This window comes from Paenibacillus sp. Marseille-Q9583 (assembly GCF_976954365.1).
Genome location: NZ_CDRJTB010000042.1, coordinates 1 through 15,076, shown reverse-complemented (window position 1 = coordinate 15,076; position 15,076 = coordinate 1). Strand labels below are relative to the sequence as shown.

General features: G+C 40.6%; 17 protein-coding genes and 3 pseudogenes. 17 read left to right on the top strand and 3 right to left on the bottom strand.

Features of this window, described 5'->3' with window-relative positions:
- Positions 1 to 126: 126 nt before the first annotated feature.
- From ACWNM1_RS18660 to ybaK, 5 genes are all read left to right on the top strand, one after another.
- On the top strand, positions 127 to 747 hold the full coding sequence (locus tag ACWNM1_RS18660; RefSeq protein WP_449602158.1) for a bifunctional transcriptional activator/DNA repair enzyme AdaA: 621 nt from the start codon (positions 127 to 129) through the stop codon (positions 745 to 747).
- The gene (locus ACWNM1_RS18655; protein ID WP_449602157.1) at positions 737 to 1,270 is read left to right on the top strand and encodes a methylated-DNA--[protein]-cysteine S-methyltransferase; all 534 of its coding nucleotides are present in this window, start codon (positions 737 to 739) and stop codon (positions 1,268 to 1,270) included. The genes ACWNM1_RS18660 and ACWNM1_RS18655 overlap by 11 nt, the downstream gene beginning before the upstream one ends.
- Positions 1,267 to 2,085, top strand: a complete 819-nt coding sequence (locus ACWNM1_RS18650; RefSeq protein ID WP_449602156.1) for a radical SAM protein — start codon at positions 1,267 to 1,269, stop codon at positions 2,083 to 2,085. Before ACWNM1_RS18655 ends, ACWNM1_RS18650 begins: the two co-directional genes overlap by 4 nt.
- 86 nt (positions 2,086 to 2,171) lie before the next feature.
- Complete coding sequence (locus ACWNM1_RS18645) at positions 2,172 to 2,423, top strand: YolD-like family protein (protein ID WP_042189285.1); 252 nt, start codon at positions 2,172 to 2,174, stop codon at positions 2,421 to 2,423.
- A gap of 96 nt (positions 2,424 to 2,519) precedes the next feature.
- Positions 2,520 to 2,993, top strand: coding sequence for a Cys-tRNA(Pro) deacylase (gene ybaK / locus ACWNM1_RS18640; RefSeq protein ID WP_449602155.1), 474 nt, complete (start codon positions 2,520 to 2,522; stop codon positions 2,991 to 2,993).
- Here ybaK and ACWNM1_RS18635 read toward each other — a convergent pair.
- Positions 2,982 to 3,734 carry a YdcF family protein gene (locus ACWNM1_RS18635; RefSeq protein ID WP_449602154.1) on the bottom strand — a complete coding sequence of 251 codons (753 nt, stop codon included), beginning with the start codon at positions 3,732 to 3,734 and terminating at the stop codon, positions 2,982 to 2,984. The two genes, ybaK and ACWNM1_RS18635, sit on opposite strands and share 12 nt — an antisense overlap.
- A 249-nt stretch (positions 3,735 to 3,983) precedes the next feature.
- Between ACWNM1_RS18635 and ACWNM1_RS18630 the strand changes: the two genes are divergently transcribed.
- From ACWNM1_RS18630 to ACWNM1_RS18585, 10 genes and pseudogenes are all read left to right on the top strand, one after another.
- Positions 3,984 to 4,106 (top strand): hypothetical protein, encoded by a 123-nt coding sequence (locus ACWNM1_RS18630; RefSeq protein ID WP_449602153.1) that lies wholly within the window; start codon positions 3,984 to 3,986, stop codon positions 4,104 to 4,106.
- A gap of 36 nt (positions 4,107 to 4,142) precedes the next feature.
- Positions 4,143 to 4,712 carry an RNA polymerase sigma factor gene (locus ACWNM1_RS18625; RefSeq protein ID WP_449602152.1) on the top strand — a complete coding sequence of 190 codons (570 nt, stop codon included), beginning with the start codon at positions 4,143 to 4,145 and terminating at the stop codon, positions 4,710 to 4,712.
- Positions 4,705 to 6,186 carry a DUF4179 domain-containing protein gene (locus tag ACWNM1_RS18620; protein ID WP_449602151.1) on the top strand — a complete coding sequence of 494 codons (1,482 nt, stop codon included), beginning with the start codon at positions 4,705 to 4,707 and terminating at the stop codon, positions 6,184 to 6,186. The genes ACWNM1_RS18625 and ACWNM1_RS18620 overlap by 8 nt, the downstream gene beginning before the upstream one ends.
- A gap of 56 nt (positions 6,187 to 6,242) precedes the next feature.
- A complete protein-coding gene (locus ACWNM1_RS18615) occupies positions 6,243 to 6,497 on the top strand; it encodes a hypothetical protein (protein ID WP_449602150.1) in 255 nt (84 codons plus the stop codon).
- 107 nt (positions 6,498 to 6,604) lie between these two features.
- Positions 6,605 to 7,015, top strand: a complete 411-nt coding sequence (locus ACWNM1_RS18610) for a hypothetical protein (RefSeq protein WP_449602149.1) — start codon at positions 6,605 to 6,607, stop codon at positions 7,013 to 7,015.
- Between the two features lie 97 nt (positions 7,016 to 7,112).
- Positions 7,113 to 7,563: pseudogene (locus ACWNM1_RS18605) on the top strand (DUF1569 domain-containing protein).
- A 215-nt stretch (positions 7,564 to 7,778) separates the two neighbouring features.
- Positions 7,779 to 8,301 (top strand): annotated as a pseudogene (locus ACWNM1_RS18600) (phosphotransferase-like protein).
- A 467-nt stretch (positions 8,302 to 8,768) separates the two neighbouring features.
- Positions 8,769 to 9,170, top strand: coding sequence for a GNAT family N-acetyltransferase (locus ACWNM1_RS18595; protein WP_449602188.1), 402 nt, complete (start codon positions 8,769 to 8,771; stop codon positions 9,168 to 9,170).
- A gap of 210 nt (positions 9,171 to 9,380) precedes the next feature.
- Positions 9,381 to 10,181, top strand: coding sequence for a hypothetical protein (locus tag ACWNM1_RS18590; protein WP_449602148.1), 801 nt, complete (start codon positions 9,381 to 9,383; stop codon positions 10,179 to 10,181).
- A gap of 85 nt (positions 10,182 to 10,266) precedes the next feature.
- Positions 10,267 to 10,740, top strand: a complete 474-nt coding sequence (locus ACWNM1_RS18585; protein ID WP_449602147.1) for a hypothetical protein — start codon at positions 10,267 to 10,269, stop codon at positions 10,738 to 10,740.
- Positions 10,741 to 10,855: 115 nt separating this feature from the next.
- Here ACWNM1_RS18585 and ACWNM1_RS18580 read toward each other — a convergent pair whose 3' ends face one another.
- Positions 10,856 to 11,872, bottom strand: coding sequence for a phosphotransferase (locus ACWNM1_RS18580; RefSeq protein WP_449602146.1), 1,017 nt, complete (start codon positions 11,870 to 11,872; stop codon positions 10,856 to 10,858).
- A 26-nt stretch (positions 11,873 to 11,898) separates the two neighbouring features.
- Complete coding sequence (gene rsgA / locus ACWNM1_RS18575) at positions 11,899 to 12,942, bottom strand: ribosome small subunit-dependent GTPase A (RefSeq protein ID WP_449602145.1); 1,044 nt, start codon at positions 12,940 to 12,942, stop codon at positions 11,899 to 11,901.
- Between the two features lie 828 nt (positions 12,943 to 13,770).
- On the opposite strand from rsgA, the pseudogene ACWNM1_RS18570 reads away from it, so the two are divergent.
- Both ACWNM1_RS18570 and ACWNM1_RS18565 read left to right on the top strand, forming a co-directional pair.
- Positions 13,771 to 14,190 (top strand): annotated as a pseudogene (locus ACWNM1_RS18570) (phosphotransferase); the annotation flags it as partial.
- Positions 14,191 to 14,315: 125 nt separating this feature from the next.
- Positions 14,316 to 14,798, top strand: a complete 483-nt coding sequence (locus ACWNM1_RS18565) for an NUDIX hydrolase (RefSeq protein ID WP_449602144.1) — start codon at positions 14,316 to 14,318, stop codon at positions 14,796 to 14,798.
- Positions 14,799 to 15,076 lie beyond the last annotated feature (278 nt).

Sequence of the window (15,076 nt, the reverse complement as noted above, 5' to 3'; positions counted from 1 at the left end):
ATTCGATAAACAAAGTGTAATTACGAGCAATCTCACCATTCTTGTATTTCACTATCTTGCTTTTACATTCTAGAATGAGTACAACTGACCCTGAAGCGGGGTATACTTGGTTTAGAGGTGAATCGTATGGATAAGAGTGGAGAAGTGGAAAAGATGACTGAGGAGCAATGGCAGGCTATTTTGCAAAATGATGCAGCTTATAACGAAAAATTCTTTTATGCTGTGAAGACTACGGGAATCTTTTGCCGACCTTCCTGTAAGTCCAAAGCACCTAATCGTGAGAATGCACGCATCTTTCAAAATGCAGAACAAGCATTAGAATCTGGATTTCGTCCCTGTAAAAGATGCAAACCGACGGGTGAGCGGCTGCCGGATAAGGAATGGGTGGCTGTAATGACTGAATATATCGACAAACATTATCATGAACCTCTTACTCTTGAAACGCTGGCAGAAGTCTGTCATGGAAGCCCTTATCATCTCCATCGAACCTTCAAGAAAGTAACGGGAATCACTCCAGTGGATTATATACAGCAAAAGAGAATCGATCAGGCATCTGAATATTTGGTTACCACGGATCGGGCTGTAGCTGATATTGGAATACATGTGGGTCTGCAAAATACGTCGTATTTTATTACCTTATTTAAGAAAAAGACGGGGCACACCCCAACGCAGTATCGGCAGCTTAACAAATTAGAATTAACGAATCATTCTGAATTATTCTTGGAGGTACAGAAAAATGGAGAGTAGACAAAATGCAATCATATACTGGACATTGCTAGCTTATAAGGAATGGAGTTTCTATATCGCAGCGTCGGAGAAAGGATTAAGTTATGTGGGGTCGCAGCAGAAGCCATTCGAAGAAATGAGTGACTGGATCAGCCGTAGATTTCCTGAAAGTAAACTGGTACAGGACGATGAGAAAATGGTTCCATTTGTACAGGAACTGATCGAATATTTGCAAGGGGTACGGCAGGCATTCAGCATTCCTTTTGACTATCGTGGGACTCCATTTCAACTCGCGGTGTGGAAAGCGTTATGTGAAATCCCATATGGACAAACGTGGTCTTATTCGGACATCGCCACACATATTCAAAAGCCTGCTGCAGTACGCGCGGTAGGGACGGCCATAGGTGCAAATCCGATACTAATTACGGTGCCCTGCCACCGAGTCATTGGCAAGAATGGAACATTAACTGGCTACCGCGGGGGATTAGAGATGAAGACTAGGCTGCTTAATTTGGAAAGTGGAAAGATTGCTCAAGAATTATGAATATTGAGATCCATTACAAAACCCCAAAGACCTTACTAAATAAAGGGACGGGTTATCTGAACGGATATAGTCATTCTTTAAACCCATATATCGGCTGTACTTATGGCTGTTCTTATTGTTATGTGCGTCAAATGCCCGTTTCACTGTTTCGCCAAGAGGAATGGGGAACGTGGGTAGATGTCAAACTAGAAGCTTCAGCTATCTTACGCAAAGAACTCCAGAAAGCAAAGTCCAAAGGACCGGTCTCCATCTTTATGTCCTCTAGCACAGATCCATACCAACCGATTGAGCACAAGGAGCAGGTAACAAGAGCTTTGCTGGAGGTTATGGTGGAGACCCCGCCCGATTTTCTGTTCGTGCAGACGCGCAGTCCGCTCGTACGTAGAGATATAGATTTATTATTACGCTTAGGAGACAAGGTTCGCGTGAGTATGACTGTAGAGACGGATCGTGAAGATATTCGCAAAAAATTCACACCAAGTGCTCCGCCCATATCTGCAAGATTTAAGACACTGCAATTACTGCGTGAAGCGGGCATTCCTGTTCAAGCTACCATCGCTCCGGTATTGCCGAGCAGCACGTCTTTTCCAGAGATCCTAAGGGGGTTGGTGAATAGAGTCTGTATCGACGATTATTTTATGGGGGATGGCAGTGGGGGCAAACGGACACGGAGATTAGGTATTTACTCTCTTTATGAAGAGCTGCAATTGGAAGATTGGTACGATCCGGCGGCTTATCACAGGGTGTACGATGGACTCCGGAGTGTTTTTAGTGAAGATGAGCTTTTCTTGAGCCAGAAGGGGTTCGAGCCTTAAACTGAAACATGTTATAATAAACGAGAGCATTCATACTTAGTATTTTAAAATACTTAATACCTGTAATCGCTTATTGGAGGAGTAGAGTGGCAAAAGCAAAAGTAGCCAAGCGGCCCACAAGAGATGAATTTGTACTTGAGGAGCTAGGCAATCAGTTAGTTGAAGCCAAGCAAGAAGGTTCTGAGATTTTATTGACCGTATGGGGAAAAGAAGAACAGGTGCGCGGAACGATTGTAGAAATGGACTCGCGGACTGGAAAAGTACACATCAGTAAAAACGAAGGTATCGAAAAAGTTCCGTTTATGGATATTATGCAAGTTAATTATCCCAGAGATTAATGGGAACGCAGCAATAAGAGGTCCTGTGAGCCATGTTGGCTTTGGGGCCTCTTTGACCATATAGTATCGAATAGATTAAAGAGAGGTAGATCAGATATGGCAGTAACCAAAACCAACGCGATGCGAATGCTAGATGCGAAGAAAATTGGATATGAAGTGTTTGTTTATGACAACGAGGATGGACTAATCCATGGTACAGCAGTTGCGGAGAAGATAGGAAAGGCGGCTGAGACGGTTTTTAAAACTCTGGTCGCTCATAGCGGAGCAAATCTTTATGTATTTGTTATACCGGTTGCAGAGGAGCTGGATCTCAAAAAGGCGGCCAAGGCCGCCGGAGAGAAAAAGATTGAGATGCTGCCAGTGAAGGACTTGCAGCAGTGGACGGGTTATATCCGTGGTGGATGTTCACCAGTCGGTATGAAAAAGCTATATCCAACGTTCATTGATAGCAGCGCAGAAAGTCAGGAAACGATAGCCGTTAGCGCCGGAAAAATTGGTCAACAAATGGATGTATCACCGCAGCTTCTTGCAGGGGTAACAAATGCAAAATTCACAGATCTAATGAAATAGATGAGCAACAAGAAGACCTAAATACTCCTTCAAGGCTGTGCCTGTAGTCGAGATGGCTCCTGGCGAAGGAGTGAACTTTGAGGGTTGCAACGAAAATTCAGCGCTGGCGATATAATCTGTAGGAAAAGCTTGCGCTGTTAGCCCTGCATTCTTGAAGTGCTGCATCGAGCGGGGCATATGAAACCCTGATGTGACTAGTACAGGACGCTTAAGTCCCTTCTCTTGTAGGATTGCGGCGGTATTTAGAGCATTCTGCTCCGTGTTAAGAGATTGATTGTCGGTCAGGATATCCTCTTCGGGGACACCGAGTCCAAGGAGTTGTCTTTTGGCGATATCCGCTTCATTACCGCTGTCGGAGAAGACTTGTCCACCAGAGAATAGGATGGGTAAACCACTTGTATTATGTAGTCGTACAGCTGTAATTAGCCGATTCGCTGCTGATCCATATAAGTTGCCCTCGCCATCAATATCCGGTGTCCCAGAGCTTGCGCCTCCACCAAGCACAACGATGACATCTCCTTGTAATGTATCCGGTTGAGGATATTTTCGTTCTAAACCTCCGATTAACGCATCGCTGACTAAGGAAGTCATGGAGAAATACATAAGCAGTGTAACGCCAAGCAGGACAAGCGCAGGACGACGGTTCTTTTTCCATAACCAAATGACAAGACCGAGCAGAAGTAGGATGAAAAGTCCTGGAGGAAGCACAAAGCTGTATACAAATTTGATGATGTAAATCAACAGTATCAACCGCCTTCGTAAAGTATGAGTTCAGGTTGTATTGTAACATGAGTTGGGGTGTTCCAAGTTGCACAAAAGACCGAAACGGTCTTTTTTTATTTGATGAGAAACCTAATCTAGAACTTGATTGGGAACGGCATTAAGCTAAAAGGCAGGTTAGTTGAATAAATTTTTCCTAAACTCCCAACCTTTTTCGTTTTTGCTGCAGTATATATTTAAGTGCCACCGATAAGAAGGAGCTTTTAAAACATGGATAAACAACATGCTGACCGTGTCATCAAGGATTACATCAAGCCGCTATATGGTTTTGCTTTGAACAAAACGGGAAAAGTTTTCTCCTCTTTTTATGAACCAAAATACGAGAACTGGTGAATAAGAAGTGAAAGGAAAAACGAGGAGGTCTTTTAAGTGAAAGAAAATCATCATTTTCCAATACCCAAGGAAGGAGGTTCAGTTGATTTTGAAACACTTGTTCAACCTCATTTAACTAGTGCATTTCGAGTCGCTTTTTTGATCGTCCATGATTATCATCTAGCTCAGGATGCCGTTCAAGAAGCACTATGGGAAGCTTATAAATCACTTTATCGATATGATAAACGAAAAGGAACATCGTTTCGAGCTTGGTTTATAAAAATTGTGACACATCGTGCACTTAATATGGTACGTAGAAAGAAAAATACGGAAGAATATATGGACTCTATTGACCCTGGGCAAAACCCATTGGAGAGTATTCTTCAAAAGGAGAAAGAGCAACAGATTTGGCGAGCGATTCAGATGATGACACTGAAACATCGCTCTGTAGTTATTCTTTACTATTATGAGGAGTTTAGTATAGCTGAAATTGCAAAAATCCTTGGTGTATTTGAGGGGACGGTAAAATCAAGGCTACATAAGGCCAGAAACTTAATTGCTGAAAAAATACAAGTTAACAAAGAAACACAGGTATTTACCGAGATGGGAGTGAACATGCATGACTAATCTTGACAAACAAATTGCACAAACTCTAAAAAATGTTGCTGGAGAATTGGATCAGCCTAGTTTTGTGATTCCTGACCAAGTGGTAGTCTATAAAAGAAAAAGGTCGCGTTTACTAAGCACTTTGGTACTTCCTGTCTTAATCAGCTGCGCTTTGCTTCTAACGATATCGGTGAGTCCTACCTTTGCGGCCTATGTTAAATCGCTATTTAATGGTTCTGATAAAGAACTGCAATATGCAGCACAGGAAGGTTTTTCACAGAAGGTAAATGCCTCTGTTACTGATCGGGGCTATACTCTTGAAATAGAGGAGATATTGGCTGATCCGATGAGAATTGTGGCTGTTTATTCGATCAAGGATCAGCAAAAGAACTTTATTCATCCGGATAAGCTTCACATAAGTAACGTAGAGGTAACAGATTTGAAAGGGAATGTAATTAAAGAGACTAAAACGTATATGGTAGAAATCCAAGAAAATTATGGATATCTCACTCTAAAAAAACCGGGGGAAACAGAAGAACAAAACCTTTTATTACTGTTTGAGGGGAATCAGATCGACTCTGTTAAAGGAAATTGGGCCTTACAGATTCCTATTGATATAGAAAAAGCAATTAAGGCATCCAAGGTGCTACCAATCGATAAAACGTATACTACACCACAGGGACTGCAAATCAATCTAAATAGCATTATGCATTCACCGACTGCTGCCCGTGTGGATTATGAAACGAAATGGACGGAAGAGGCAAAGAAAAGATTAGTAGAGGAAAGTAAACAAGTGAAAGGAAAACTAGATTCAGTTGATCCTTATGTTCGCTATGATGATTATAAACTGAATTTTCATGTTGAAAATGAAAAAGGAGAGAAAGTAAAAGATTTAACTAGGGCGCTTGATATTCCACGCAAGGCTGTGGGAGAATACGGTCATTCTAATCGGAAGTATGGATTTGCTCCACTGTCTCCTGATCATCAATATACACTAGTATTGGATTCTTTAGAAAAAACAGAACCGTATGAGCTAGGTGTATCATTTGAGCCAAAACAGCTTGCCGAAAAACCTGTAAGAGTAGATGAGGATGGCAAAACGATTGAGATCATGTCTGTAACCTTTGACGAACCATTAAATGAAGCATCTCCAAAGAATGAGAAGCACGCTACTATTTTGCTAGAGGCTTATTTAAAGGATATATCATATATTAATGTAGCAGATACGATTTTAATGGATGATGACACAGATAAAATTATTAATCGTTTTGGTTGGACTATAGAAGATGAAAAGGGCAAAATATTCAATGTAACAGGTGGAGATTTTAAAATGATGGGAAAGGATGAACAAGGCAGAAACCATATCCGAATAAAATTGCAAAGTGATGAAATGAAAGAGCTCCCTCAAAAGCTCAGTCTTACTTCAGAATTGGCAAAAAAGAGCTATGACCTGGATTGGAAAGTACCATTGCCAATGCCAAAAGAAGATAAATAAGAAAAGCGAAAGAGGAAAATTGTCTTATTGAGCGATAAAGGAGACGGGTGAATTATATGCCAAATGATTATGGTTGGGGGATTTTCGTTGCTGATGCTTCAACTGATTTTCCGAATTTCTTTCCAATCGGTATTTATACCACACGTGAGTTAGCCATTAAAGAAGTCGAAGCTTTGCCAAGAGATCACAATTATCAATTACTTCGAATGCCGCTAAATGAAAACTTCGCATATTACCATAGAAAGAGTAGTAAGTTGGTTGGAATGGATACGATCCATCATGAACATTTTCATTTCAAAGATGAAAGTTAACCGATAGCGGTTGCTTCGGCAGCCGTTTTTTATTTGTTCAACTAACGGCAGGTTAGTTGAACTAAATTTTATGTTAAAATGTGAATAAATCTGTTTATCGGGGTTGAATGATGATTAATTCGGCTGAAGAATTTGTAAGGTTAAGGCTTAGTGATAACATGGAGGAATATCTGAAGGCTGAATGGAATGAAGCACCTTTTGAGGTTTGGTTACAAGTAATTGAAACGTACCCTGAAATGCGTGAATGGGTAGCACATAATAAATCAATTCCTATTGAGATTATGGAAATTCTAGCTGACGATGCAGATGAAAGGGTTAGATTTAATGTTGCTACAAAAAATCGACTACCAGAAAATTTACAAATGAAACTGGCAAAAGATTTAGATAGCTCAGTTAGAAAACGAATTGTCTATAACAAAAAAGCGACATTTCGAGTTTTAACTATTTTATTGAACGATGATGACGAAGATATAAGAGTAGTGGCGAAGAATAGGGTTGATGAGGGACGACATAGGTAAACGTTAGTAGAATAGCGGTTGCTTAGGCAGCTGTTCTTTATTTGTTCAACTAATGGGCAGGATAGTGAGCAAAAGATAAATTTAATGGAGCGTGCCAGTGGAAAATATATATAATGAATTGCATACAGCAGAAATATTGAACCGTATCGAGAATTTAAGTCCAAATTCAAAACCACAATGGGGAACAATGAATGTTGCTCAAATGTTGGCTCACTGCTCAGCATTTCAAGATATCGCATTGGGAAATTCCTTTCCCCCTAGATATTGGCTAGGAAGGTTAATAGGAAGGTTTGTGAATTCTATTTTCTATAATGACAAGCCGGTACCACACAATATGTCAACAATTCCGACCATACTTATTGTAGATGAAAGAGAATTTATGACAGAAAAAGAAAAACTGAAACACAAGATTTTAACTTTCCAAAGTAACGGTCCGGAGAAATGTTCATCCCATCCTCATCCTTTTTTTTGGAAAGTTTACTCCTGAGCAATGGGGTAAAGGGATTTATAAACATCTAGACCATCATTTAAGACAATTTGGTGCTTAGTATTTTTTCGATGATTAATAATTGTTCAGTTTAGTGCAGTAACAACACTTCGCTGTGCTAACGGGACTCGATAGAGGAATAGCGGTTGCTTCGGCAGCCGTTTTTTATTTGTTCACTTACGGTAGTATAGTTCAATTATAGTTGTTTTTTATTTCCAGACTTAAAGTTTAAATATTAAAATGAAATTAATTGAATTGATAAGGAGTATTAACAGGATGAACAAGGGTAGAATCGTATTTTTAAACGGTGTGACGAGTTCTGGAAAAACATCAATAGTAGATGCTTTACAGTTAAAATCGCATGAATTTTTTTATGTTGTTGCCAATGACCTTTTTGAAGAAATGATAGGTGAACGTTATCTTTCGTGAAGATTATTGGAAGTATTTAAGTGAAGCAATTGTCATGATGTATCATACAGCCAAATTATTTTCTGACCATGGTAAAAATGTACTTATTGATGGCATTATGGTAGAAAGGCCTGAGTTGAAACCGCATTATGAAAAAGTGAACAATATATTTTCTGGTTACCCATTATACATTGTTGAAGTGTTTTGCCCTTTAGACATTTGCCGTCAGAGAAATATTGCACGAGAAAATAGAACCGAGGACCAATCTGATTGGCAACACAAAATCATGGCAAAAGGTATCCGGTATAATTGTAAAGTCAACACACATTTAAACACTTCCGAAGAATGCGCAGATTTGATTTTAAAAAGTATATTTGAAGATGAAGTTTGAATTACTATGCTCGAGATGACACATTCCGGTAACGGGGAAGGTTAGTATAATAGCGGTTGCTTCGGCAGCCGTTTTTATTTGTTCAACTGTCGTTCAGGTTAATTTAACAAGGAACTTATTTAAAGATGAAATTTGAAGGGAGAGATGAAATGATAGAATTATCTAAAGAAAACTACGCTCACGTTCTGCCATTGTTGAAAAATCTAGCATATAAACCTGTGTTTGCATATTCCGTAATTGAGCGAAATCAATCTGGAAAAGTGTTCGTTGATCATAACGAAAATCCTACCTGCAGTCTTATTATCAATTCATATGGACAGTATCTTTTGGTTAAGAGGGGCGACAATGAATGCTTCATGAGTGATGTAGTTGCGATATGAACAAAATCATTCAAAATACTACGATCTTTATGCTTCAACACCGGAACTACTGTTTCAAATTAGCGATAGTTTAGCGGGAATGACTGTATTATTGCACCGTTCTTCTTTTACATTCGATCGATCCACATTCGATCGATCCAAATTCCAACAAAAAAAACTAACGCATTACCAGAACAATTTGTTATGAAACGGATGGATAAAGCGCTATTCGATAAATACAAAAATGAAATGGACGCTTCTTATGATTCGCTATGGAGTTCGGCACAACACTTTTCGGATCGAGGGTTTGGTTACTGTCTTGTGATGGATGATGATTTTGCAAGTGTTTGCAATTCTTATTTTGTAGGTGGAGGGTATGCGGATATCGATATCGTAACCGTTGATGAATACCAGAATAAAGGGCTAGCAACACTCACGGGTGTAGCATTTATCGAACATTGTCTGAACCATAATCTAGTGCCGAATTATAATTGTGGACGCTGGCAATGAACGATCGATACAGCTAGCGAAAAAGTTAGGATTTGCAAAAAAATATGATTTTCCAATGATATGGTGGCATCAGGATCAGAGTATAATTAGTGATTATTTGAAAAGATTCAATTATTAAAAAAGAGAGTTTAAAACGGAAACTTTCCAAAATGACAGGAGTAAACCGGTGATAAAACTATTATTAGATGAAAATACATGGGAGGTTTAGCTATGACGATTAACCGTGAGACCATTCTAAACGCAATTGTATCAGACCTTGGAATTGAAGATTATATTTTAGCTATCTGGCTAGAGGGTTCAGATGGTACTAAAACTTTGGACGAGTATTCTGATATCGATTTGGTGTGCTATACGAAAGAAGGCTGCATAGATGCTGCATTTACCCGGTTGGATGCCTGTATGCATCGATTAGGAAAAGTAGATATTGCCTATGAAGAAACTGGCCGACCCACAAATAACCGCTACAAGGTTTACCACCTACAGGAGTCATCAGATAGTCTTTTAATCGACGTGACGATCCAAAGTGAGAGTGTCCCTGTTTTATTCATTAACGAAGACAAAACCGTCGTACCAGTTATATTGATAGATAAGATAGGTATCGTGAAATATCAAAACGTTGATCACATGACTCACCATTCACAACTTCAATCACAATTGATACGTGCTCAGGGTATTTACATTCAAAGGAACCGGGCTGTCAAATATACAAAACGCGGGCTTTTTTTAGAGTCGTTGATTTACTATCATAAATATGTTGTGAATCCACTTGTAGATGTACTTCGGATCATCTATACACCATTTCAAGCTGACAGCTTCTTGATTCATGCGTCTCGGGATTTTCCTGTCGAAGTGGTACTAACCTTGGAAAAGTTATATGGTGTAAAAACCATAGAAGATATAGTAGATCGCATCGAATTGACAGACGAATTGTTTCGTAATGCCGTAGCAGAGGCTGATATCATGCTGTTACAATCTAAAGAAGGCGAAAGTTTAACGGATACCAACCCATAATCATTACTGGGTTATTATGAGTGATCGCAGCTATATAACTACGTGAACGCTACTCAAAATAGAAATTCAAAATGGAGCGATTGAATTGTTTATCCAATCCTTTGAAGACGAAACACTTGAGCTATCTTTGTCCATATTTGTGGAAGATATCCGTGCCATACTTAATAGAAAGTTGCAAAGCATTTACCTTTACGGTTCGGCCATACACAATGATTTATCCCCGGGATACGGGGATTTGGATTTTCTCGTCGTAATTGGAGAGGGCCTAAGCCAAAATGAAATCGAACTTTTAAACAAACAGAGATCCAATTATAGATCATCCCTTCTTAAAAGATCCGTCGATAGACAAATACCCAACCTCTACACCGATATGCTTGAGGGTGCCTTTCTTACGATTAATATGCTGAATGGTGAAAAGGGCAGTGGCTTATGGTGGGGAACAAAGCGCGAATCCGTCTGGACGGAAAATCAATTAGACCTGTTCACCCTGTATACGATCAAGGAGCAGAGTATCTTGTTATATGGTGAGTCCCGTTCGCTAACAGAACACGTTAGTTAAGTGGAGTAGTGACAGTCTAGGACTTTATTTCCATTGTCGATTCACCGAATGAGAGTAATGAAAGAAACTCCGAAAACCCACTATATTCAAGGGGTTTCGGAGTTCTTTTTTAGAGTCAACCCTGCGTAGGGCTGGTCTTCATTTCATGGATTTTTTGGAGCGTATGAAGACACTTTGTTTTCTCGTCATCGCCCTCTGTGTGGAGATACCACTCTACAAGCCTGTACCCGAATATGAGAAGGATCAATTCGAAGACGCAATTATCGGCGATAGGGGATGCATCTGCATACTCAGAAAAACCTTTGTAATACGCAGGGACACATCGATGGTAGTATTCGACCATGTGATCGATATCCGCTTCATCCGCAATCAAGCTTGCGAGATCCTCGCCCATGTAGCCCCAACCGCATGTATCCCAGTCGATGAGTGCGATTTTCCCGTCGGCATAGATCAGGTTGGTCACCCAGAAGTCCCTGTGGCATAGGACTAGGGGCAATTGCTCGATGCGGGCGAGTATCTCATCTGCGTGCTCATCGATGTCAATGAGCATTTGCCGCATGTGCTGCGGGAATTCACAGTTCTCCGAGCGTATATAATCGTAGACGACTGGCCACGACCGGTAATGCAGATACGTATTCTTCATGAGATTCGTATGGCTCAGGTTGGTCAGGCTCTGCAGCACAGCAGGCTTCTCCGCATACAGCTTGCCTTGATAGCGTCCTAACTCCAGTGCAGCCTGTTCATACATGTCACCAGTTAAGTCTAAACCGGTTAAGCCATCGAAATATTCCAGCCACAGCTGGAATTCATTTTCTTCGGCATTCATCTCCGCATGGTAACATGTTGGCCAGCGGAAGGTATCCGAGAACGTCGTTCCCAAGTCAGACATATAGAGATCATACTCCCGGCGCCAGGAATCCGGATCGTTGTAACGTTCCCATTTCTTTTGAATTTTCAGCACCATACGGTACGGTATTTTTTCACCATCCGCGGTTTCGGCGATCCCGTTTACCAGATGCACATTTCCCACAGTTCCGCCCTGTAACGGCATGGTTTGGCAGTCAGCCGAGATAATATCCTTCTTGAACTGTCGGCTTAAGGCATAGATCAGTGTTTCAAATTTAATATTCATTTCTTCCATCCTCCGTTTTTCTTCGTTTACTTGCTTGACATAGCTATCGTTTTATTTCGAGCCCTTTTGTCGATGAGGTAGCTTGTTTTGTCCTGGACATACTTGTGCTCATGCTGCTGGGCAACATAATACTCCCACCGTTCACGCGGTAACGAACCGTCGGCAAGCGCGGCGAGAACGGCACAGCCCGGCTCGCCCTGATGGCCGCAATCTGTAAACCGGCATTGCGGGAACCATTCCTCCACATCGGTAAAGCTTGCGCTTATGCCTTCGCCGGCATCAAAAAGCCCGAGCTCCCGCATTCCCGGCGTATCGATGACCATCGCACCGGAGGGGAGCATGAACAGCTGACGGTGCGTTGTCGTATGCCGCCCCCGGCTATCAACCTCTCGGATCGCCTGAACCCTCATTACGTCCTGTTCTATCAATGCATTGAGCAGAGATGATTTACCAACGCCGGACATGCCGAGAAAGACGACTGTTTTACCTGGCATCAAGTAGGTAGCGAGTTTGTTCAGCCCCAGGCCGGTATGACTGCAGATCGCATGAACTGGCACATTAGGGATGCTTTGTGTAACTTCTGCGAGCGGGAGATTATAATCTTCAACGAGATCAGCCTTGGTCAGAATGACGACTGGCTGACTGCCGCTCTGACTAACTTGTGTCAGGTACCTCATGAGGCGGGTAATGTTGAAATCCCAATTCAAAGAAGAAAGAATGAACACATAGTCAAAGTTGGTTGCAACGACCTGTTCCCGCACGGTTTTGGCGTAGCCTACGGCATGCCCTGAGTAATCTGCGCGTGAGAACTTGGAACGACGGGGCAGTACCGTAACGATGAGCGAATCTCCGCTCTCGTTGTAGCGCAGCAAGACGAAATCCCCGACGCACGGAAAATCTACGCGTGTTTCCACGCTGTGATAGAATGCTCCTTTGAGCACCGCCGTTACTTCGCCGCGTTCGGTCATGACCGTGAAGCGCTCGCGCCGAAGCTCTGTCACCCTGCCGGGCAATAATCCGTTGGGAATTGCTTCTGTTTCTGTATATCCATAGGTTTTCAGATTTATCATAGTTTTTTTGTTAGCTCCTTTAATGTTGTTTTTGGACGCAAAAATGCCACGGACAAGCAGCCTCTAAAGAAGCTGCTGTCACGCGGCATCAGGACGCAAAAAAGACACGACCTTCATCGTATCCTGCAAACAGCAATATTCACGAAAGGTTACTTCGGATGGCATACCAAATAATAGGGGCGTTTCCCCGCTTTTTTCGCGTATGCCTACTATTCAGTTTTAAGACCAAACCACCATATAAGTAGTTGCCATTAAAACACATCTCCCTTCGTGTCAGGAACTTGCTTATCGCTAAGCTTTCTATAAAATAACCTATTATGGAAAAAAATCAATGCCTGAAAGCGCAGATTGTTGGCCTGCTCCATCGAGTCTGCCGTTGATAAAGAACTCGCGAGCATTAAAAGTAAGCGTGAACGCTTCCTCAAGTTGTTTGAAGGAAACGGCGATGGTATATCAAAGATCAGCGAAATTGCAGAAATCGACAAGATACTCATTGAATACTAATAATTCATCATTCAGCTAACGGCAGGTTAAGTGGGAGTTATTTACAAATAGAATATCCTATCCACTGAAATCAAGTAACGGTGAGCTAATTGAAAAGATGAATGGTTTTTTTGTTGTAGCATTCCATAAAGGTCTTGGTGCCTCACGAACTAGCTAAAAAATATGTTCCTAGTACAGCCGAGATAACACGATACGACTGGCAAAAAAATAGTTATCTTCAAGAATTCATAACTTATATTCCGTCTTCCCAGAACCTTGTAATTGCTCATTTTGAATCCTTGATGCAGAGGGGTCCACAAATTATCACGTGATAGTGAAAATTTTGGACTTATTCATGGTGATTTTTGTTTTGGTAACTACACAGTTCAACCAAATGTAAGCATCACTGTATTTGCTTTTGATGAATGTCAATACGGATGGTTCACGCAAGATATTTCTGTTAACTTATTCTATGGTATTGCAGTGCCTAGTCCAGATGAAGATGTTCCAACTTTTGTGAAAAGGTATCTAACTTCGTTCTTGGAAGGTTACGAAAAAGAAAATACGATTGATATAAGATTATTAAGAGACTTACCACTATTTATGGATTTGAGACAAGTTATTCTTTATTCAGCTCTCTATCGAAACGGAAACATTGAAGCACTCGATGGTTGGTCTAGGGAGTTCTTGAAGCGTGTCCGATATAATATGGAAAACAATATTTCACTGATTGAACCCGATGATATTTTAATTTTTATAACTTAAAAGAGCAATAACATGAATAAACGGCAGCCAAGTTGATGGGCTGCTGTTTCTCAACTAACGGGCAGGATAACACAATGCTTATATGGAATATATTTGAAAAAAAGATACTATGAGGAGTGAAAAATTTGAGATATAGAGCGTGTTCACTTTGCATTATTAAAAGAAGAGAATCAATATTACTTGAACAATTCCCGGAAGAAGAAGGTATCATTACATTTCGCCCAGTTGGTGGCACGATTGAGTATGGAGAAGATAGTAAATCAGCTGTAATACGAGAAGTAAAAGAGGAAATTAATATTGATATTATTGAACCAAAATTGATAGGGATTATCGAGCACATCTTCCCTTGGTACGGAGAAATTGGACATGAATATGATTTTATTTATGAAGCGAGCTTTAGTCGAATGGATAACTATAACAAGAATGAATTTGAAGGGATTGAGGGGGACAAAAAGTTTATAGCTGTTTGGAAGAACTTAGATGATTTTGAAGAAAACCTTCAGTATAAACTTGTTCCTGACGGTCTTTATGAGATGCTTACAAGTGGGCAAATTTCTGATATTAAACAAATTAACACAAAAGATTTATTGGTTTTTAAAGGGTCTTGATTTAACCTAGCGGGACACGTTAGTGGAATAGCGGTTGCTTCGGCAGCCGTTTTTTATTTGTTCAACTAACGAGCAGATTAGCTGAGTAACAGAAATGTTGATATTGGATCAGATACCAATAAATTGAAATTTAAAAAATGTCTAACGTCTATACTGTCATAGCGTAATAAAAAGGGGTTTCTAAGTGTATTAAACCTGTGTGGTTTGGTAGGATATTTATATTTTTTGAGAGAGGTGTTAACTTGAAGAAAACATTCATAATCATTTTAATAATTGCA